At 64.3% G+C, this 19,142-nt stretch carries 13 protein-coding genes; 8 read left to right on the top strand and 5 right to left on the bottom strand.

From position 1 onward, the window contains the following. Positions 1 to 11: 11 nt before the first annotated feature. The 5 genes from APH30_RS18435 to aceE all read right to left on the bottom strand — a co-directional run bounded on the left by APH30_RS18435 (position 12) and on the right by aceE (position 8,717). A complete protein-coding gene (locus APH30_RS18435) occupies positions 12 to 635 on the bottom strand; it encodes a glutathione S-transferase (RefSeq protein WP_054913393.1) in 624 nt (207 codons plus the stop codon). Between the two features lie 3 nt (positions 636 to 638). Then, positions 639 to 1,307 carry a peptide-methionine (S)-S-oxide reductase MsrA gene (gene msrA, locus APH30_RS18430; RefSeq protein WP_054904284.1) on the bottom strand — a complete coding sequence of 223 codons (669 nt, stop codon included), beginning with the start codon at positions 1,305 to 1,307 and terminating at the stop codon, positions 639 to 641. Positions 1,308 to 1,462: 155 nt separating this feature from the next. Next, positions 1,463 to 4,168: a bifunctional diguanylate cyclase/phosphodiesterase gene (locus tag APH30_RS18425; protein ID WP_054913392.1), complete on the bottom strand. Its 2,706-nt coding sequence runs from the start codon at positions 4,166 to 4,168 to the stop codon at positions 1,463 to 1,465. A gap of 249 nt (positions 4,169 to 4,417) precedes the next feature. After that, positions 4,418 to 6,058 carry a dihydrolipoyllysine-residue acetyltransferase gene (gene aceF, locus APH30_RS18420; RefSeq protein WP_054913391.1) on the bottom strand — a complete coding sequence of 547 codons (1,641 nt, stop codon included), beginning with the start codon at positions 6,056 to 6,058 and terminating at the stop codon, positions 4,418 to 4,420. 13 nt (positions 6,059 to 6,071) lie between these two features. After that, the gene (gene aceE, locus APH30_RS18415; RefSeq protein ID WP_029885038.1) at positions 6,072 to 8,717 is read right to left on the bottom strand and encodes a pyruvate dehydrogenase (acetyl-transferring), homodimeric type; all 2,646 of its coding nucleotides are present in this window, start codon (positions 8,715 to 8,717) and stop codon (positions 6,072 to 6,074) included. 383 nt (positions 8,718 to 9,100) lie between these two features. On the opposite strand from aceE, the gene glnE reads away from it, so the two are divergent. From glnE to APH30_RS18375, 8 genes are all read left to right on the top strand, one after another. After that, a complete protein-coding gene (gene glnE / locus APH30_RS18410) occupies positions 9,101 to 12,034 on the top strand; it encodes a bifunctional [glutamate--ammonia ligase]-adenylyl-L-tyrosine phosphorylase/[glutamate--ammonia-ligase] adenylyltransferase (protein WP_054913390.1) in 2,934 nt (977 codons plus the stop codon). Positions 12,035 to 12,258: 224 nt separating this feature from the next. Further along, a complete protein-coding gene (gene waaF, locus APH30_RS18405) occupies positions 12,259 to 13,308 on the top strand; it encodes a lipopolysaccharide heptosyltransferase II (protein ID WP_054913389.1) in 1,050 nt (349 codons plus the stop codon). After that, positions 13,309 to 14,367 carry a lipopolysaccharide heptosyltransferase I gene (waaC, locus tag APH30_RS18400; RefSeq protein WP_054913388.1) on the top strand — a complete coding sequence of 353 codons (1,059 nt, stop codon included), beginning with the start codon at positions 13,309 to 13,311 and terminating at the stop codon, positions 14,365 to 14,367. Then, on the top strand, positions 14,367 to 15,491 hold the full coding sequence (locus APH30_RS18395; RefSeq protein WP_054904279.1) for a glycosyltransferase family 4 protein: 1,125 nt from the start codon (positions 14,367 to 14,369) through the stop codon (positions 15,489 to 15,491). Before waaC ends, APH30_RS18395 begins: the two co-directional genes overlap by 1 nt. Continuing rightward, positions 15,488 to 16,294, top strand: a complete 807-nt coding sequence (gene rfaP, locus APH30_RS18390; RefSeq protein WP_054913387.1) for a lipopolysaccharide core heptose(I) kinase RfaP — start codon at positions 15,488 to 15,490, stop codon at positions 16,292 to 16,294. Before APH30_RS18395 ends, rfaP begins: the two co-directional genes overlap by 4 nt. Next, positions 16,294 to 17,028, top strand: coding sequence for a lipopolysaccharide kinase InaA family protein (locus APH30_RS18385; protein WP_054913386.1), 735 nt, complete (start codon positions 16,294 to 16,296; stop codon positions 17,026 to 17,028). Before rfaP ends, APH30_RS18385 begins: the two co-directional genes overlap by 1 nt. Beyond that, positions 17,025 to 17,777 (top strand): lipopolysaccharide kinase InaA family protein, encoded by a 753-nt coding sequence (locus APH30_RS18380; protein WP_054913385.1) that lies wholly within the window; start codon positions 17,025 to 17,027, stop codon positions 17,775 to 17,777. Before APH30_RS18385 ends, APH30_RS18380 begins: the two co-directional genes overlap by 4 nt. Then, a partial coding sequence (locus tag APH30_RS18375) for a lipopolysaccharide kinase InaA family protein (RefSeq protein ID WP_054913384.1) occupies positions 17,777 to 19,142 on the top strand: 1,366 nt, incomplete at its 3' end. The genes APH30_RS18380 and APH30_RS18375, both read left to right, overlap by 1 nt.

Raw genomic sequence — 19,142 nt, 5'->3', positions numbered from 1 at the left:
GAAGAGGCCCTTCAGCCCTGCGGAGAAGTGGCGACCATCGACGGCCGCTTGCTCACCTCGGCATACCACGCGGCCAGCCCGGGCTGGTGCTCGCGCCAGCCGAGCTCGGGCTGACGCAGGTCCAGATACCCCAGCGCACAGGCCACGCCAATCGCCGCCAGGTCGAACCCGGACATCAGCTCAGGCAAATGCTCCTGCTCCAGGTTGGCCAGGCTACGGCGAATCTTGTCGCCCTGCGCCTGCAGCCAACCGTCCCAGCGCTTGTCTTCAGGCCGCAGGAAGCTTTCATAACGGCACGATACCGCTGCATCCAAGACCGCATCGGCCTGCGACACCAGCGTCAGGCGCCGCCAGCGCGCCGAGCCTTCGCGTGGCAGCAGCGGCAGGCCGACGTGCTGCTGGTCGAGGTACTCACAGATCACCCGGCTGTCGTGCAGCACGGTGCCGTCTTCCAGGCGCAGCGCCGGGATCTTGCCGATCGGGTTGTCCTGGTTCAGCTGCGGGTCGCCGCTCACCGGGCTGATGTTGACCGGCTGTAGCTGCACCCGCTGCAACTGGCCGGTTTCGTGCAGCACAACCATCACCTTGCGCACGAACGGCGACAAGGGCGAGTGGAACAGCGTCATCGTGCTCATGCTTCAGTTACCTTGCAGGCTGGGTGGCAGGCACACGCCGGTACCGCCGATGCCGCAATAGCCGTCCGGGTTCTTGGCCAGGTACTGCTGGTGGTAGGCCTCGGCGAAGTACACCGTCGGTGCCTGATCGATTTCGGTGGTGATTTCGCCGAACCCGGCCTTGCTCAGCTCGGCCTGGAAGGCGTCACGGCTGGCCTTGGCCTGTTCCAGCTGTTCCGGGCTGGTGCAGTAGATGGCAGAGCGGTATTGGGTGCCGACATCGTTACCCTGGCGCATGCCCTGGGTCGGGTTGTGCAGCTCCCAGAACATCGCCAGCAGCTCGCGGTAGCTGACCTTGTCCTTGTCGAACACCACCAGCACTACTTCGGTGTGGCCGGTCAGGCCCGAGCAGACCTCTTCGTAGGTTGGGTTCGGGGTGAAGCCGCCGGCGTAGCCCACCACGGTGCTGACCACCCCTTCGCGCTGCCAGAAACGGCGCTCGGCGCCCCAGAAGCAGCCCAGGCCGAAGATGGCGAAGTCGATGCTGCCTTCGAAGAACGGGCCGAGGAGTGGGGTGTCCTTGAAGACGTAGTGGAACTCGGGCAGGCTCATTGGCGTTTCGCGGCCAGGCAGGGCCTGTTCCGCGGTAGGCATGACGTTTTTGTTCACCAGGATTTCCGAACGCAGGACCATGGCCGTTCCTCTGTGTTTAATCAGTTGGATAGGTGTTGGGGCTTTCGCGGGCATGCCCGCTCCCACAGGATGAACGTTGTGGGGAACCTGTGGGGGCGGGCGTGCCCGCGAAGGGGCCCGAATGGCTTCTATAGTGCCCGAGGTTTACGCCGCTGTCAGGCCACCGGTCCACGCGGATAGCGCTTCAACCGCTCGGCCAGCTCGCGCCCCGGGATCGGCCGGTCGAACAGGTAGCCCTGGCCCACATCACACCGGTGCCTGCGCAAGAATGCCAGCTGCTCCGGGGTTTCGATGCCCTCGGCCACCACCTTCAGCTTCAGGTTGTGGGCCATGGCGATCACTGCCGAGGTGATTTCCATGTCGTCCTGGTTGTCGGGGATCTCGTTGATGAAGCTACGGTCGATCTTGAGGATGTCGATCGGAAACTTCTTGAGGTAGCTCAGCGACGAATAGCCGGTGCCGAAGTCGTCCATGGCCAGGGTCAGCCCCAGGGCCTTGAGTTCCTCCAGCTGGCGGTGGGTGTCTTCGCTGGCTTCCAGCAGCAAGCCTTCGGTCAGCTCCAGCTCCAGCAGGTGCGGGGGCAGGGCTTCTTCCTTGAGGATGCTGCTGATCGACGCCACCAGGTCCGGGTCGGAAAACTGCTTGGGCGACAGGTTGATGGCCACATGCAGGTTACCCATGCCAGCGGCGCGCAATTCCTGGCTCATGCGGCAGGACTGGCGCACGACCCACTTGCCAATGGGGATGATCAGGCCGGTTTCCTCGGCCACGCTGATGAACTGGTCCGGGCGGATCATGCCGCGCTCGGGGTGGTTCCAGCGCAGCAGCGCCTCCAGGCCCAGCAGGCGACCGCTGCGCAGGCACAGCTTGGGCTGGTAGAACACCTCCAGCTCGTTCTGGGTCAGCGCGCGCCGCAGGTTGTTCTCGACGAACAGCTTGTAGCTGGCCTCGGCATTGAGCACTTCGGTGAACACCTGCACCTGGTGCTTGCCGTTGGCCTTGGCCTTGTGCAGCGCCAGGCCGGCGTTTTTCATCAGGCTGGCCGGGTCGCTGCCGTGCAAGGGTGCATAGGCCAGGCCGACCGAGGCGGTAACGTTGATCAACTGGTTGTCGACGAACATCGGCTTGTCGAGAGTGCGCAGCAACTGCAAGGCCACGCCCTGGCCATCTTCCAGGATGGTGTTGTCCAGCAGCACGGCGAACTCGTTGCTGGCAAAGCGTGCCAGGATACCGCCGCTGTGCAGGCTGTTGCGCAGGCGCCGGGCCAGGCTGATGAGCAGCTTGTCGCCGGTCTGATGGCCAAGGCTGTCGTTGATGCGCTTGAAGTTGTCGATGTCTACCAGCAGCAGGCACATCGAGTGTTCGCCGTCGCGGGCAAAGCGCTCATCCAGGCTGCGAATGAACGCCGGGCGGTTGCCCAGGTTGGTCAGGTTGTCGGTGTACGCCAGGCGTTCGATGCGCTGCTGCGCCAGTTTGGTCTGGGTGATGTCTTCATAGATGCCGATGTAGTGGGTCAGCTCACGGTTGTCGCCGTACACCTTGGAAATCGACAGCTGCCCCCAGTAGGGCTCGAGGTTCTTGCGCCGGCTCTTGAATTCGCCTTGCCAGCTGTTGCCCATGGCCAGGCTCGACGGTGAGTCGAACAACAACTCATTGAGGTTTTCCAGCGCCGGCAGCTCGCCGAGGTGGCGGCCTTGTACTTCGTCGGTGCTGTACTGGGTAATGGCGGTAAAGCTTGGGTTGACGTACTCCACCCGGCCATCGCGGTTGACCAGCAGGAACGCGCTGGCGCTTTGTTCGACCGCACGCTGGAACAGGTGCAGGGCGTTGGCTGCAGCGCGGCGGTTGTGGTTGGTGATGACCTGGGCGAACTGGTCGGCCAGTTCGCCGGCGAAGGCGATTTCATCCGACTGCCAGGCTCGCGGCTGACCGGTCTGTTCCAGGCACAGCACACCCACCACCTGGCCGTCGACACGAATGCTGGCGTCGAGCATGGCCTTGTTTTCCGGGCACAGACTTCGTGCCAGCTCACGGGTGCGCGGATCATGGCCGGCGTTATGGGCATCGATGGCGCGGCTGGCGTGCAGCGCGTCGAGGTAGTCCGGGAAACGGCTGGCGTCGATGGCTTCGGGGCGGCGGTGTTCCTGGGTGTCGCGTTTCCACGCGGTGATCGGCTCCAGGCGCTGGTCTTCCAGGTGCCAGATGCTGGCGCTGTCGACGTTGTAGATTTCGCAAGCGCTCTGGGTGATCAGCTGGGCGGCTTCCAGCAGCGAGTTTTCGGCACTGTAACGTTGGCGGGCCAAACGCAGGATCAGGTCCTGCTGGCCGCGCACGCGTTCCAGGTGCTCAAGTTGCTCCTGCTGGGCGCGCTGGTTCAGTTGCAGGGCCAACTGCAGGCGGTTGTTGCGCGACTCTAGGTCGTTGGCATCTAGGTCGTTGGCATCCTGCTCGGCGGCGTCGTGCGGCTGGTCGTCGAGCACGCTCAGGTAGCCACGCAGCAAAAGGCGGTTGTGCTGCTTGTAGGCTTCACCCGCCTCCAGCAGGCGCAGTGCGGTATTGGGCGTATGCAGGGTATAGCGCACCCGGTAGTAACCGCGCTGGGCCAGTTGCTGCTGGATCTCGTCGTGCAGGCGGTAGCGTGCCTCGGGCTCCATCAGGCTGGCGTAGGGCGCCTCGAACTGTGCGCACATGGTGCCGGCATGCAGGCCGAACTGCCGCTCGCAGGCTGGGTCCAGGTAAAGCATGGCCCAGCTGGCTTCGTTGAGCCTTTCGAAACGCAGCATGCCCAGCCGCGAGGGCACGGGTAACTGCGTGACGACCTCGGCCGCCACACGGCTGGCGGCATCGGGTTGGCTTTTCATCGAAGACTCGCTTGAAGAGGGAATGCTGCGTAGGGCCGCTGCGGGTCTGGCAAGGTTGCATCATGTGCCGAGGGCTGGCAAGCAGCCATGTGTGATGCCGTGTAGGGGTTATCGGCGGTCTGGCCGGAATCTGTAGTTTGGCCTGGTTTTTCGGCGGGCAAAAAAAGCCCCGCCAATCGACGGGGTTGAGGTACGAGCGTGGCAGCTCGAAAAAGGAACTGCCCCTGCATGCAGGGGCAGTGGGCCGCCTTACAGCAGCATGGTGCGGATGTCGCCCAGCACGTCGCCCAGGCGCTTGGTGAAGCGCGCGGCGGCAGCGCCGTTGATCACACGGTGATCGTAGGACAGCGACAGTGGCAGCATCAGCTTGGGCTGGAAGGCCTTGCCATCCCAGACCGGCTGCATGGTGGCCTTGGACACGCCAAGGATCGCCACTTCCGGCGCGTTGACGATCGGCGTGAAGCCGGTGCCGCCAATGTGGCCGAGGCTGGAGATGGTGAAGCAGGCACCCTGCATCTCGTCCGCCGAGAGCTTCTTGGTACGGGCTTTTTCAGCCAGTGCCGCAGCTTCGGCAGCCAGTTGCAGCAGGCTCTTCTGGTCGACGTTCTTGATCACAGGGACCAGCAGGCCGTCCGGGGTGTCCACGGCGAAGCCGATGTGCACGTACTTCTTGCGGATGATGGCCTTGCCGCTTGGCGCCAGCGAGCTGTTGAAGTCTGGCAGCTCCTTGAGCAGGAATGCGCAGGCCTTGAGCAGCAGTGGCAGCACGGTCAGCTTCACGCCAGCCTTTTCGGCCACGGCCTTCTGCGCCACGCGGAAGGCTTCCAGCTCGGTGATGTCGGCGGAGTCGAACTGAGTCACGTGCGGCACGTTCAGCCAGCTGCGGTGCAGGTTGGCGGCACCGACCTGCATCAGGCGGGTCAGGGCCACTTCTTCCACTTCACCGAACTTGCTGAAGTCCACGGCAGGGATCGGCGGGATGCCGGCGCCACCGGTCGCGCCGGCAACTGCCGGGGCGCTCGATGCCTTTTGCATCATCGCTTTGACGTAGACCTGCACGTCTTCCTTCAGGATGCGGCCGTGCGGGCCGGTGGCCGCGACTGCGCCCAGGTCGACACCGAATTCACGGGCCAGTTGGCGCACCGCCGGGCCTGCGTGGACCTTGGCGTTGCTACCGGCAGCCGGCGCGGTGGTAGCCGGCGCAGGGGCTGCCGCCGGGGCGGCAGCAGCAGGTGCGGCAGCCGGGGCAGCCTCAGCCTTGGCCGGGGCAGCGGCAGCAGGTGCCGGGGCAGCAGCAGGTGCTGCGCCAGCGACCTTCAGCTTGAAGATCAGGTCGCCAGTGCCGACTTCGTCTTCCAGCTTGCACAGGACTTCTTCGACCACGCCGGCAGCCGGCGACGGGATTTCCATGGAGGCCTTGTCGGACTCCAGGGTAATCAGCGACTGGTCGGCTTCGACGGTGTCGCCGACCTTGACCAGTACTTCGATGATCTTGGCTTTGCCCGACGAACCGATGTCTGGCACGTGGATGTCCTGCACGGCGGCGGCAGCCGGTGCAGCCGCTGCCGCTGGGGCAGGGGCGGCTTCAGCGGCCGGGGCCGGGGCTGCAGCCTCGGCCGGTGCAGCGGCTGGCGCCTCAGGGGCCGCAGCAGCGGCGCCCTCGGCTTCCAGCACCAGCAGTTCGTCGCCTTCCTTCAGGCGATCGCCCAGCTTGACCTTCAGCTCCTTGATGACACCGGCCTTGGGCGCCGGGATCTCCATGGAGGCCTTGTCGGACTCCAGGGTCAGCAGGCTCTGGTCAGCCTCGATACGGTCACCGACCTTGACGAACAGCTCGATGATTTCACCTTCACCGCTGCCGATGTCAGGTACGCGAATGAGTTCGCTCACTTAAAAATACTCCTCAGCAGTCCAGTGGGTTGCGCTTGTCCGGGTCGATGCCGAACTTGACGATAGCGTCTGCAACAACCTTGGGTTCGATCTCGCCACGGTCAGCCAGGGCTTCCAGGGCAGCCAGCACCACGAAGTGGCGGTCAACTTCGAAGAAGTGACGCAGCTTCTTGCGGCTGTCGCTGCGACCGTAACCGTCGGTACCCAGGACCTTGAACTCTTTGCTCGGTACCCACTGGCGAATCTGCTCGGCGAACAGCTTCATGTAGTCGGTAGAGGCAATGACCGGGCCTTTGCGACCGGCCAGGCACTGCTCGACGTAGGTCGCTTGTGGCTTCTGGCCAGGCTTCAGGCGGTTGGCGCGCTCTACGGCCAGGCCGTCGCGACGCAGTTCGTTGAAGCTGGTGACGCTCCACACGTCGGCACCGACGTTGAACTCTTCACGCAGGATCTTCGCCGCCTCGCGCACTTCGCGCAGGATGGTGCCGGAGCCCATCAGCTGTACGTGGTGTGCCGCTTCGCGGGTGTCTTCTTCGAGCAGGTACATGCCCTTGATGATGCCTTCCTCGACACCGGCCGGCATGGCTGGCTGCTGGTAGGATTCGTTCATCACGGTGATGTAGTAGAAGATGTCCTGTTGCTCTTCGGTCATCTTCTTCATGCCGTCCTGGATGATCACCGCCAGCTCGTAGCCGTAGGTTGGATCGTAGGTGCGGCAGTTCGGGATGGTGCCCGCCATCATGTGGCTGTGACCGTCTTCGTGCTGCAGGCCTTCACCGTTGAGGGTGGTGCGGCCGGCAGTACCGCCGATCAGGAAGCCACGGGTGCGGCTGTCGCCAGCGGCCCAGGCCAGGTCGCCGATACGCTGGAAGCCGAACATCGAGTAGAAGATGTAGAACGGCAGCATCGGCTGGTTGTGGCAGCTGTACGAGGTACCGGCAGCGATGAACGACGACATGGCGCCGGCTTCGTTGATGCCTTCTTCCAGGATCTGGCCCTTCTTGTCCTCGCGGTAGAACATCACCTGGTCTTTGTCGACTGGCTCGTAGAGCTGGCCGACCGACGAGTAGATACCCAGCTGGCGGAACATGCCTTCCATACCGAAGGTACGGGCTTCGTCCGGGATGATCGGCACGATGCGCTGGCCGATGTCCTTGTCCTTGACCAGCTGCGCCAGAATACGCACGAAGGCCATGGTGGTGGAGATTTCGCGGTCGCCCGAGCCGTCCAGGATCGCTTTCAGCGTTTCCAATGGCGGGGTTGGCACGCTGAAGCTCTTGGCCCGGCGCTGAGGCACGAAACCGCCCAGGGCAGCACGGCGCTCGGCCAGGTACTTGGCTTCGGCAGAACCTTCTTCGGGCTTGTAGAACGGCAGGTTCTCGAGGTCGGCATCCTTGACCGGGATGTCGAAGCGGTCACGGAAGTGACGCAGGCTGTCGACGTCGACCTTCTTGGTGTTGTGCGCGGTGTTCTTGGCTTCGCCGGCACCGGTACCGTAACCCTTGATGGTCTTGGCCAGGATGACGGTCGGCTGCTCTTTGTGGTTCACCGCCTGGTGGTAAGCCGCGTAGACCTTGTACGGGTCGTGGCCGCCACGGTTGAGCTTCCAGATCTCGTCGTCGGACAGGTCTTCGACCATGGCCTTGAGTTCCGGGGTGTTGAAGAAGTTCTCACGAACGTACGCGCCGTCTTTGGCTTTGTAGTTCTGGTACTCGCCGTCGATGACTTCGTCCATGCGGCGCTGCAGGGCACCGTTGGTGTCCTTGGCCAGCAGTGGGTCCCAGAAGCGGCCCCAGACGACTTTGTTGACGTTCCAGCCACCGCCACGGAATACGCCTTCGAGTTCCTGGATGATCTTGCCGTTGCCGCGAACCGGGCCGTCGAGGCGCTGCAGGTTGCAGTTGATGACGAAGATCAGGTTGTCCAGCTTCTCGCGGCCGGCCAGGGCGATTGCACCCAGCGATTCCGGCTCGTCGCACTCGCCGTCGCCCATGAAGCACCAGACTTTCTGCTTGCCGGCAGGGATGAAGCCGCGCGCTTCCAGGTACTTCATGAAGCGGGCCTGGTAGATGGCCTGGATCGGGCCCAGACCCATCGAAACGGTCGGGAACTGCCAGAAGTCAGGCATCAGCCATGGGTGCGGGTACGAAGACAGGCCGTTGCCGTCCACTTCCTGGCGGAAGTTGTTCATCTGTTCTTCGCTGATGCGGCCTTCCATGAAGGCGCGGGCATAGATGCCTGGGGAGGCGTGGCCCTGGAAGAAGATCAGGTCGCCGCCATGTTCTTCGGTCGGGGCCTGGAAGAAGTAGTTGAAGCCGATGTCGTACAGGGTGGCGCTGGAGGCGAAGCTGGAGATGTGTCCGCCCAGGTCCGAGTCTTTCAGGTTGGTACGCATGACCATGGCCAGGGCGTTCCAACGCACCATCGAGCGAATGCGGCGTTCCATGAACAGGTCGCCAGGCATGCGTGCTTCGTGGGTGACAGGGATGGTGTTGCGGTATGGCGTGGTGATCGCATACGGCAGCTGGGAACCACTACGGGTGGCCAGCTCGCCCATACGGGTCATCAGGTAATGAGCGCGGTCTTCGCCTTCTTTGTCGAGGACCGACTCCAGGGCATCCAGCCATTCCTGGGTTTCGATTGGATCGAGGTCTTGCATGGCTTGCTCCAGGGCGGAAAGGCAACCAGAATCGATTGCCTGAGATTGCGACTGGCCTTATGGGCAGACGTCGTGAATTCTTGGATTACCGGGGTGTCGTCCGGCGCGTTGTAGTTTTACTACATTTGCTTGCGCATTTCATGCTTTTACACGACACGAGTAGTAGTAAAACTACAATTGTGCGACGTTTGGTCGCACATTGGCTTGTGAGGAAAAACGTTCATGTTGGTTGGCATTGTGTCGCGAACGGGTGTTTCTTGATGTTTGTTGCCAATTTTGCATTTTTTTCAGCTATTTCCAACTTTTGTACGACAGTCCAACCGTGGTCCGGCTTCCCCTTGGCCGCTTTTTTCCCTCTATTTCACGCCGATCAAGGATAGACCATGCGCCTACCTTTGCCCTCCGATCTGCCTGCCAGCATGCAGCCGCTGGTTTCTCGCAACCAGCAGTTCCTGCGCGATGCCGTGGCGGCTCACCCCGAACTGGACCTGAACGATTGCAGTGCAGCCCAGCGGCACCAGTTCGACCAGGTGGCCGCGGCCAGCGACTTCGTGCTGGGCGTGGCCCAGCGCGACCCGGCCATGCTGTTTGCCCTGCTGGCCAGCGGTGAGCTGGAACGGCGCTATGCCCCGGGGGAGCTGCGCAGGCAGATTGCCGCGGCGGCGCAGGCGGCGCAAAGCGAAGAGGAACTGGCGCGCAACCTGCGCCGCGCGCGCAACCGGCAGCAAGTGCGCATCATCTGGCGTGACATTACCCGCCAGGCGGAACTTGGCGAAACCTGCGGCGACCTGTCAGACCTGGCCGATGCCTGCATCGACGAAGCCTACCAATGGCTGTACCCGCGCCACTGCCAGCAATTCGGGACGCCCATCGGCAACCGCAGTGGCCAGCCGCAGCACATGGTTGTACTGGGCATGGGCAAGCTGGGCGCGGTCGAACTCAACCTGTCCTCGGACATCGACCTGATCTTCGGTTTCCCCGAGGGCGGTGAAACCGAAGGGGTCAAACGCTCGCTGGACAACCAGGAGTTCTTTACCCGCCTGGGCCAGCGCCTGATCAAGGCATTGGACCCGGTGACCGTCGACGGCTTCGTGTTCCGCGTCGACATGCGGTTGCGCCCTTACGGCTCTGCCGGGGCCCTGGTACTCAGCTTCAATGCCCTGGAGCAGTATTACCAGGACCAGGGGCGCGACTGGGAACGCTACGCCATGATCAAGGCTCGGGTGGTGGCCGGCGATCAGGCTGCTGGCGCGCAGTTGCAGGAAATGCTGCGCCCGTTCGTGTACCGCCGCTACCTGGACTTTTCCGCCATCGAAGCGCTGCGCACCATGAAGCAGTTGATCCAGCAGGAAGTCCGGCGCAAGGGCATGGCCGACAACATCAAGCTCGGTGCCGGCGGCATTCGTGAGGTCGAGTTCATCGCCCAGGCGTTCCAGCTGATCCACGGTGGGCGTGACCTCAGCCTGCAGCAGCGGCCGTTGCTCAAGGTGCTGGCCACCCTCGAAGGCCAGGGCTACCTGCCGCCGGCAGTGGTGGCTGAGCTGCGCGAAGGCTATGAGTTTCTGCGTTATACCGAGCACGCCATCCAGGCCATCGCCGACCGCCAGACACAGATGCTGCCCGAGGGCGAGACCGATCAGGCGCGGGTTGCCTTCATGCTTGGCTTTGCCGACTGGCAGAGCTTCCACGACCAGCTGACCTACTGGCGTGGCCGCATCGACTGGCATTTCCGCCAAGTCATTGCCGACCCGGACGATGAAGACGGTGAAGGCGAGCTGGTGGTGGGCGGTGAGTGGTCGCCGCTGTGGGAGCAGGCCCAGGACGAGGAAGCGGCTGGTCGCCAACTGGAGGAGGCCGGTTTCAAGGCGCCTGTGGACGCTTTGCGGCGCCTGGCCGCGTTGCGCTCAAGCCCGCAGCTGCGCTCCATGCAACGCATCGGGCGCGAGCGCCTGGATGCCTTTATTCCACGCTTGCTGGCGCAAGCGGTGGAGCACGACAACCCCGACCTGGTACTCGAGCGAGTATTGCCGCTGGTAGAGGCGGTGGCGCGGCGTTCGGCCTACTTGGTGCTGCTGACGGAAAACCCGGGTGCACTGCGCCAACTGTTGACCCTGTGCGCCGCCAGCCCCTGGATCGCCGAGCAGATGGCCCGCTACCCGCTGCTGCTCGATGAGTTGCTCAATGAGGGCCGCCTGTTCAGCCCCCCACTGGCGCCAGAGCTGGCCAGCGAACTGCGCGAGCGCCTGACGCGTATCCCCGAAGACGACCTTGAGCAGCAGATGGAGGCGCTGCGCCATTTCAAGCTGGCCCACAGCCTGCGCGTGGCGGCCTCGGAAATCAGCGGCAACCTGCCCTTGATGAAGGTCAGCGACTACCTGACCTGGCTGGCCGAGGCCATCCTCGACCAGGTGCTGGCGCTGGCCTGGCGCCAGACCGTGGCCCGCCACGGTCAGCCCAAGCGCAGTGACGGCAGCCTGTGCGACCCGGGGTTCATCATCATCGGCTACGGCAAGATGGGTGGGCTGGAACTGGGCCATGGCTCGGACCTGGACCTGGTGTTCATCCACGATGGCGACCCGCAGGCGGAAACCGACGGGGCCAAGCCGATCGACAGTGCGCAGTTCTTTACCCGCCTTGGCCAGCGCATCATTCACCTGCTGACCACCCAGACCAACTCGGGCCAGCTGTATGACGTGGACATGCGCCTGCGCCCGTCAGGGGCTTCGGGCCTGCTGGTCAGTTCGCTGGGGGCCTTCGAGCGCTACCAGCAGAACGAAGCCTGGACCTGGGAGCACCAGGCCCTGGTGCGGGCCCGTGTGCTGGTCGGTTGCAAGCAGGTGGGGGCTGCGTTCGAGGGCGTTCGCGCCAAGGTGCTGGGCCAGGCCCGTGACCTTGGGAAGCTGCGCAGCGAAGTGAGCGAAATGCGCGCCAAGATGCGTGACAACCTGGGCACCAAGGCCACCGCCGCCGGTACTGCAGCCAATGCCTTCGAGGCTGGCATGCCGTTCGATATCAAGCAGGATGCCGGCGGTATCGTCGATATCGAATTTATGGTGCAATACGCCGCTTTGGCCTGGGGCCACGAGCACCCGGCCATACTCCGATGGACCGATAACATCCGCATTCTGGAAGAGCTGGAGCAGGCAGGTTTGCTGCCGGCCAGTGACGCGGTGCTGTTGCGTGAAGTGTACAAGGCGTACCGCTCGGCCTCGCACCGCCAGGCCCTGCAGAAACAGGCCGGGGTGATCGATGCGGCGCAGTTTGCCGATGAACGCCGTGAGGTGCGGCGGATCTGGGGTGAGCTGGGTTTGACTTGAGAATGTTGGGGCCGCGTTGCGGCCCATCGCGACACAAGGCCGCTCCTACAGGAGAACGCATTCCCTTGTAGGAGCGGCCTTGTGTCGCGATGGGCTGCAAAGCAGCCCCAAAGGCTCATGCTTCACCACCGGTGGTACACTGTCCGCCACATAGCCTGAATATAAAGAGGGGAGGCCAGGCTGAACCGCAGCCTGTAGCCTCCCCGAGCGTTTCTGGACTAAGCATGAGAATACTGATCATTGGCCCCAGCTGGGTCGGCGACATGGTGATGGCGCAGACCTTGTTCCAGTGCCTGAAACAGCAGCACCCCGACTGCGTGATCGACGTGCTGGCACCCGAGTGGAGCCGGCCGATCCTCGAACGCATGCCCGAAGTGCGCCAGGCCTTGAGCTTTCCGCTCGGCCACGGCGCACTGGAGCTGGCCACGCGGCGGCGTATCGGCAAGTCCTTGGCCGGCCAGTACGACCAGGCCATCCTGCTGCCCAACTCGTTGAAGTCGGCGCTGGTCCCCTTCTTCGCCGGCATTCCCAAGCGCACCGGCTGGCGCGGCGAAATGCGTTTCGGCCTGCTCAATGACGTGCGCAAGCTGGACAAGGCCCGCTACCCGCTGATGATCGAGCGTTTCATGGCCCTGGCCTACGCCCCTGGTGCCGAATTGCCGCAACCGTACCCGCGCCCGCACCTGCAAATCGAAGCCCAGAGCCGCGAGGCTGCCCTGGCCAAGTTCGGCCTGGAGCTCGACCGCCCGGTACTGGCGCTGTGCCCCGGTGCCGAGTTTGGCGAGGCCAAGCGCTGGCCGGCCGAACACTATGCCGCCGTGGCGGATGCGATGATCCGCCAGGGCTGGCAGGTATGGCTGTTCGGCTCGAAAAACGACCACCCGGTGGGCGAGCAGATCCGCGACCGGCTGATCCCGGGGTTGCGCGAAGAGTCCGCCAACCTGGCTGGCGAAACCTCGCTGGCCGAGGCTATCGACCTGATGTCGTGCGCGCAGGCCGTGGTGTCCAACGACTCGGGGCTGATGCACGTGGCGGCTGCGCTCAACCGCCCGCTGGTGGCCGTGTATGGCTCCACCTCGCCCGGCTTCACCCCACCGCTGGCCGAACAGGTGGAGGTGGTGCGCACCGGTATCGAGTGCAGCCCGTGCTTTGACCGCACTTGCCGCTTCGGCCACTACAACTGCCTGCGCCTGCTGGAGCCCGGTAAAGTCATCGCCGCCCTGCACAGCCTGAGCGGGCCGGACCTGATCGACGCCGCGGCCGAGGTCGACTAAGTGCGGGTACTGATCATCAAGACCTCATCCCTGGGTGACGTGATCCATACCCTGCCGGCACTGACCGATGCCGCCCATGCGCTCCCGGGCATCCGATTCGACTGGGTGGTGGAAGAAGGCTTCGCCGAAATCCCCAGCTGGCACCCGGCGGTCGACCAGGTCATCCCGGTGGCCATCCGCCGCTGGCGCAAGAACCTTTGGCAAACCCTCAAGAGCGGTGAGTGGAAGGCCTTCAAGCAGCGCTTACGCGCGCGCAAGTACGACCTGGTGATCGACGCCCAAGGCCTGGTCAAGTCGGCCTGGCTCACCCGCTACGTGAAGGCCCCGGTGGCTGGCCTGGACCGCTACTCGGCCCGTGAAGGCTGGGCCAGCCGCTTTTATGACCGGCGCCTGTCGGTTGCTACCGGCCAGCATGCGGTCGAGCGGGTGCGCCAGCTGTTCGCCATGGCCCTGGCCTACGACCTGCCCGAAGGCATCGGCAACTACGGCCTGGACCTCGAGCGCCTGCAACTGCCGCCAGCGGCGCCCTATGTCGTGTTCCTGCATGGCACCACCTGGGCGACCAAGCACTGGCCGGAAGCCTACTGGCGCGAATTGGCCGAGCGCATGGGCCGGCGCAAGCTGGAGGTGCGCCTGCCGTGGGGCAACCCGGCGGAAAAGGCGCGGGCCGAGCGCATTGCCCAAGGCTTGAACAATTGCCAGGTGCTCCCCAAATTGAACCTTGTCGGTGTGGCCCGCGTGCTGGCAGCGGCAAAGGCCTGCGTGGCGGTCGATACCGGCCTTGGCCACCTGGCCGCGGCACTCGATGTGCCGACCATTTCGTTATTCGGCCCGACCAACCCGGGCCTGACCGGCGCCTACGGACGGACCCAGATTCACCAGGCCAGTGACTGGCCCTGCGCGCCCTGCCTGCAGAAGAAGTGCACCTACAAACCGAGCGCCGATGACCTGGCCCGGTTCGATCTCAAACGCGAGTGGCCACTGTGCTTCACTCGCCTGAATCCCGAGCATGTGGCGAGCCGCTTGAGCGCGTTGCTGCTGGCTGAGGATGTCCGTTGATGCAACTGGCTTTCGTACTTTACAAATATTTCCCCTTTGGCGGGCTGCAACGCGACTTCATGCGCATTGCCCTGGAGTGCCAGAAGCGCGGCCACCAGATCCGTGTGTACACGTTGATCTGGGAGGGCGACATTCCCCCAGGCTTCGAGGTGCTGGTGGCGCCGGTCAAGGCGGTGTTCAACCACCGGCGCAACGAGAAGCTCAGTGCCTGGATGGCCGCCGACCTGGCCAAGCGCCCGGTCGACCGCCTGATCGGCTTCAACAAGATGCCGGGGCTGGACGTGTACTACGCCGCCGACGGCTGCTTCGAGGACAAGGCGCAAACCCTGCGTGGCGGCCTGTACCGCCGTTGGGGCCGCTACCGGCACTTTGCCGAGTACGAGCGTGCGGTGTTCGCCAAGGACGCGCATACCGAAGTGCTGATGATTTCCGAAGTGCAGCAGCCGCTGTTCATCAAGCATTACGGCACCCCGCTGGAGCGCTTCCACCTGTTGCCGCCGGGCATTTCCCAGGACCGCCGCGCGCCGGCCAATGCCGCCGAGATTCGCGCCGAGTTCCGCAAGGAGTTCAACCTGGGCGAGGGTGACCTGCTGCTGGTGCAGATCGGCTCGGGCTTCAAGACCAAGGGCGTGGACCGCAGCCTCAAGGCGCTGGCGGCACTGCCGTCGGCGCTGCGCAAGCGTACCCGGTTGATGGTCATCGGCCAGGACGACCCCAAGGTATTCCAGCTGCAAAGCGCTACCCTGGGCCTGGGCGACCAGGTGCAGTTCCTCAAGGGCCGTAGCGACATCCCGCGCTTTCTGCTGGGTGCCGACGTGCTGATTCACCCGGCGTACAACGAAAACACCGGTACGGTGCTGCTCGAAGCGCTGGTGGCCGGTTTGCCGGTGCTGGTGTCCAGGGTGTGCGGCTATGCCCATTACATTGCCGAGGCCGACAGTGGCCTGGTGCTGGACGAGCCATTCGAGCAGGACCAGCTCAACAGCTACCTGCAGCGCATGCTGGAAGACCCGCAGGCCCGCGCCAGTTGGTCGCGCAACGGCCTGGCATTCGCCGAAACCGCCGATCTGTACAGCATGCCGCAGCATGCTGCCGACGTGATCCTGGGGCAGAAAACCGCATGAAGCTGATACTGGCCGAACCCTTCAAACACCTGTGGGCTGGGCGCGATGCCTTCGACGCCGTGGAGGCGCTGCAAGGTGAGGTCTATCGCGAACTCGAAGGCCGCCGCACGCTGCGTACCGAGGTGGCTGGCGAGGGCTTTTTCGTCAAGATCCACCGCGGTATCGGCTGGGGCGAGATCTTCAAGAACCTGCTGACCGCCAAGCTGCCGGTGCTCGGTGCCGGCCAGGAGTGGCAGGCGATCCAGCGTTTGCATGAAGTGGGCGTGCCGACCATGACCGCGGTCGCCTACGGTGAGCGCGGCAGCAACCCCGCCGCGCAGCATTCGTTCATCATCACCGAAGAGCTGGCGCCGACCATCAGCCTGGAAGACTTCAGCATCGACTGGGCCAGGCAGCCGCCCGAGCCGCGCCTGAAGCATGCGCTGATCGTCGAGGTGGCGAAAATGACCGGCGGCATGCACCGCGCCGGGGTCAACCACCGCGATTGCTACATCTGCCACTTCCTGCTGCACACCGACCGCCCGGTGACGGCGGATGATTTCAAACTGTCGGTGATCGACCTGCACCGCGCGCAAACCCGGGCGACAATCAGCCGGCGTTGGCGTGACAAGGACCTGGCGGCGCTGTACTTCTCGGCGCTGGACATCGGCCTTACCCAACGCGACAAATTGCGCTTCCTGCGCGCTTACTTCCAGCGCCCGCTGCGGCAAGTCCTCAAGGACGAAGCCGCGCTGCTGGCCTGGCTGGAGCGCAAGGCGCAGAAACTCTACGATCGCAAGCAACGCTATGGGGATGCACTCTAATGGCGAGTTGGACACTGGCGCCGGGTTACCAACACCTGGCGGCGGACTTCGGCAGCCTCGATGCGGTATTTGCCATTCAGGGCGAACGCCTGACCCGCGACCCCCTCAGCGAGGTGGTGCGCATCGAGCGTGATGGGGTCAACTATTACGTCAAGCGGTACACCGGTGCCGGCAAGCACATGCGCCGCTACCTGGGCCGGCCGCGCATCAAGGCCGAATGGCAGAACCTCAAGCAGTTCGCCAAGTGGGGCATTCCCACCGCCGAAGTGGTGGCCTGGGGCCTGGAGCGCAATGGCCTGGCTTTTGGCCGCGGGGCGATGATCACCCGCGAGCTGCCCAACACCGAAGACCTGTCGGCACTGGCCGAGCGCAACGATGCACGGCTGGCCGATCGCACCTGGGTCGACCATATCAGCCGCCAGTTGGCCCGCCATACCCGGGTGATGCACGAACACCGTTTCGCCCACAACGACCTGAAGTGGCGCAACCTGCTGGTCGATGACCACGGCACGCTGTTCTTCATCGACTGCCCCACCGGCGATTTCTGGCGCGGGTTCATGTGGCGGCACCGGCTGATCAAAGACCTGGCCTGCCTCGACAAGGTGGCCAAGTACCACCTCTCGGCTACCCAGCGCCTGCGTTTCTACCTGCAGTACCGTGACCGCAACCGGCTTGATGCGCGCGACAAGAAACGCATCCGCCAGGTACTGGGCTTTTTCGAGGGAAGGGAATGACCGATTACCTGGCCAGCGCAGAACTCGCGCTGCTCAAACGCCATGGGCTGGATGACTTCGAGGCGCTGTGGGCGCTGCAACTGGACGCCGTGGACGAGCCCAACACCGGCCGTGGCGGCTGGAGCAGCGTGTTCCGCCTGGAGCTCGAAGGTAAGGGGTACTACCTCAAGCGCCAGTGCGACTACCTGACCCGCACCCTGCACCGGCCGTTTGGCGAGCCAACCTTCGCCCGCGAATTCCGCAATATCAGCCGTTATCAGAAGTTGCACATTCCGGCCTTGCAGGCGGTGTTCTACGGTGAGCGCAAGCAGGGCGGCCAGCACCGGGCGATTCTGATGACCCGTGCCCTGGACGCGTGGGCCGACCTCGACAGCCTGCTGGGCCAATGGCCGCAGTTGGGCGAGGCCGAGCGCAACGGCATTCTACAGGCGTGCGGCCAGCTGGCGCGTACCCTGCACGGCGCCGGCCAGGTGCACGGCTGCTTCTACCCCAAGCACATCTTTCTGCGCCAGCGCCGCGAGGGTTGGGACGCCCAACTGATCGACCTGGAAAAGACCCGGCCGTTGCTGTTCGGCATGCGTGACCGCCTCAAAGACCTGGAGCCGCTGCTACGCCGCGCCCGGGCCTGGAGCGAGGCGGATGTCCGCACCTTGCTGGCCAGCTACCTGGCGCAGCCCGCCGAAGGCACGCTGGTCGACACCTGGCTGCAACGCCTGACGCAACGCCGTCGTGAAAAAGAGGCCCGCTGATGCGTTTGTCTGAACTCAAGGCTGCCGGGCGTAGCCCGTCACTGCCGCTGACCCTGACCTTGGCCGATGCCGCCGGCAGCGCCGACCTGCAGCTGCTCAGCCTGTTGCGTGTGCTACCGGGCCAGCGCTATGTCGGCGCCGGTGTGTGGCGCGGGACGCCAGTACTGGCCAAGTTGTTGGTGGGTGCTAACGCGGCGCGGCATTTCCAGCGCGAATTGCAGGGCGTGAAGCTGTTGGCCGGGCAGGGGCTGACCACGCCCAGGCTGCTGGCCGATGGGCTCAGGGAAGGCGAAGGTGGCTGGCTGCTGTTCGAATTCCTCGACGGTGCCCAGAGCCTGGCCGATGCCTGGGGCGCGGTGGAAAACCTGCCGGTGCTGGCCGACGCGCAGCATCAGGTGCTGGGTGAGGCGCTGACGGCCGTGGCGCACATGCACGCCAAAGGCCTGTGGCAGGAAGACCTGCACCTGGACAACCTGCTGCGCCACGCCGGCAAGCTGTACCTGATCGATGGCGCCGGCATCAAGGCCGAAACCCCTGGCCAGCAACTGTCGCGCCCGCGGGTGCTGGAAAACCTCGGGGTATTCTTCGCCCAGTTGCCCAAGCGCCTGGAGCCGTTCATCGAAGAGTTGCTGGTGCATTACCTGCTGGCCAATGCCGAGCACGCGCTGCCACTGGAAGCCTTGCAGAAGCAGGTGGACAAGGTGCGCAGCTGGCGGCAGAAGGATTACCTGGAAAAAGCCGGGCGCGAATGCAGCCTGTTCAGCGTACAGCGCAGCTTGTCGGGCTTGCGTGCGGTTCGCCGCAGCGAGGTGGCCGCCATGCTGCCGGTGCTGGAACAGGCCGATGCCTTGATCGACCAAGGCCACCTGTACAAGACCGGTGGCGCCGCCAGTGTGGCGCGTATCGAGGTGAATGGCCGGCAGTTGGTGCTCAAACGCTACAACATCAAGAACACCGCGCACTGGCTCAAGCGCTTCTGGCGCCCGAGCCGGGCCTGGCATTCGTGGATCGAAGGGCACCGCCTGGAGTTTCTCGACATCGCCACGCCACGCCCCTTGGCGGTGCTGGAGCAGCGGGTGCTGGGCCTGCGCAGCCGTGCCTACCTGGTCACCGAGTATGTCGATGGCCCAGACCTGACCGCGTGCTTTGCGCCCTACGTGGAAAGTGGCGAGGCACCGCAAGAACAGCTCGATGCGTTGGTGCAGGTGATGCAGCAACTGATCCGCGAACGCATCAGCCACGGCGACTTCAAGGGGCACAACCTGTTCTGGGACAACGGGCGCTGGTCGCTGATCGACCTGGACGCCATGTGCCAGCATGCCACCCAGCTCAGCTTCGCCCCCGCCTATGCCCGCGACCGGGCAC

The organism is Pseudomonas sp. NBRC 111127 (assembly GCF_001320345.1).
Taxonomy (GTDB): domain Bacteria; phylum Pseudomonadota; class Gammaproteobacteria; order Pseudomonadales; family Pseudomonadaceae; genus Aquipseudomonas; species Aquipseudomonas juntendi.
Note: the sequence above shows the minus strand (reverse complement) of the source record. Positions and strands in the feature narration are given on the sequence as shown.

Bases quoted from the DNA above. Each gene is read 5' to 3' on its own strand.
- waaF (WP_054913389.1), top strand. From the start codon at position 12,259: ATGAGAATACTGATCATTGGCCCCAGCTGGGTCGGCGACATGGTGATG.
- APH30_RS18435 (WP_054913393.1), bottom strand. From the start codon at position 635: ATGAGCACGATGACGCTGTTCCACTCGCCCTTGTCGCCGTTCGTGCGC.
- APH30_RS18385 (WP_054913386.1), top strand. From the start codon at position 16,294: ATGGCGAGTTGGACACTGGCGCCGGGTTACCAACACCTGGCGGCGGAC.
- msrA (WP_054904284.1), bottom strand. From the start codon at position 1,307: ATGGTCCTGCGTTCGGAAATCCTGGTGAACAAAAACGTCATGCCTACC.
- glnE (WP_054913390.1), top strand. From the start codon at position 9,101: ATGCGCCTACCTTTGCCCTCCGATCTGCCTGCCAGCATGCAGCCGCTG.
- APH30_RS18395 (WP_054904279.1), top strand. From the start codon at position 14,367: ATGCAACTGGCTTTCGTACTTTACAAATATTTCCCCTTTGGCGGGCTG.
- APH30_RS18380 (WP_054913385.1), top strand. From the start codon at position 17,025: ATGACCGATTACCTGGCCAGCGCAGAACTCGCGCTGCTCAAACGCCAT.
- APH30_RS18425 (WP_054913392.1), bottom strand. From the start codon at position 4,168: ATGAAAAGCCAACCCGATGCCGCCAGCCGTGTGGCGGCCGAGGTCGTC.
- rfaP (WP_054913387.1), top strand. From the start codon at position 15,488: ATGAAGCTGATACTGGCCGAACCCTTCAAACACCTGTGGGCTGGGCGC.
- aceE (WP_029885038.1), bottom strand. From the start codon at position 8,717: ATGCAAGACCTCGATCCAATCGAAACCCAGGAATGGCTGGATGCCCTG.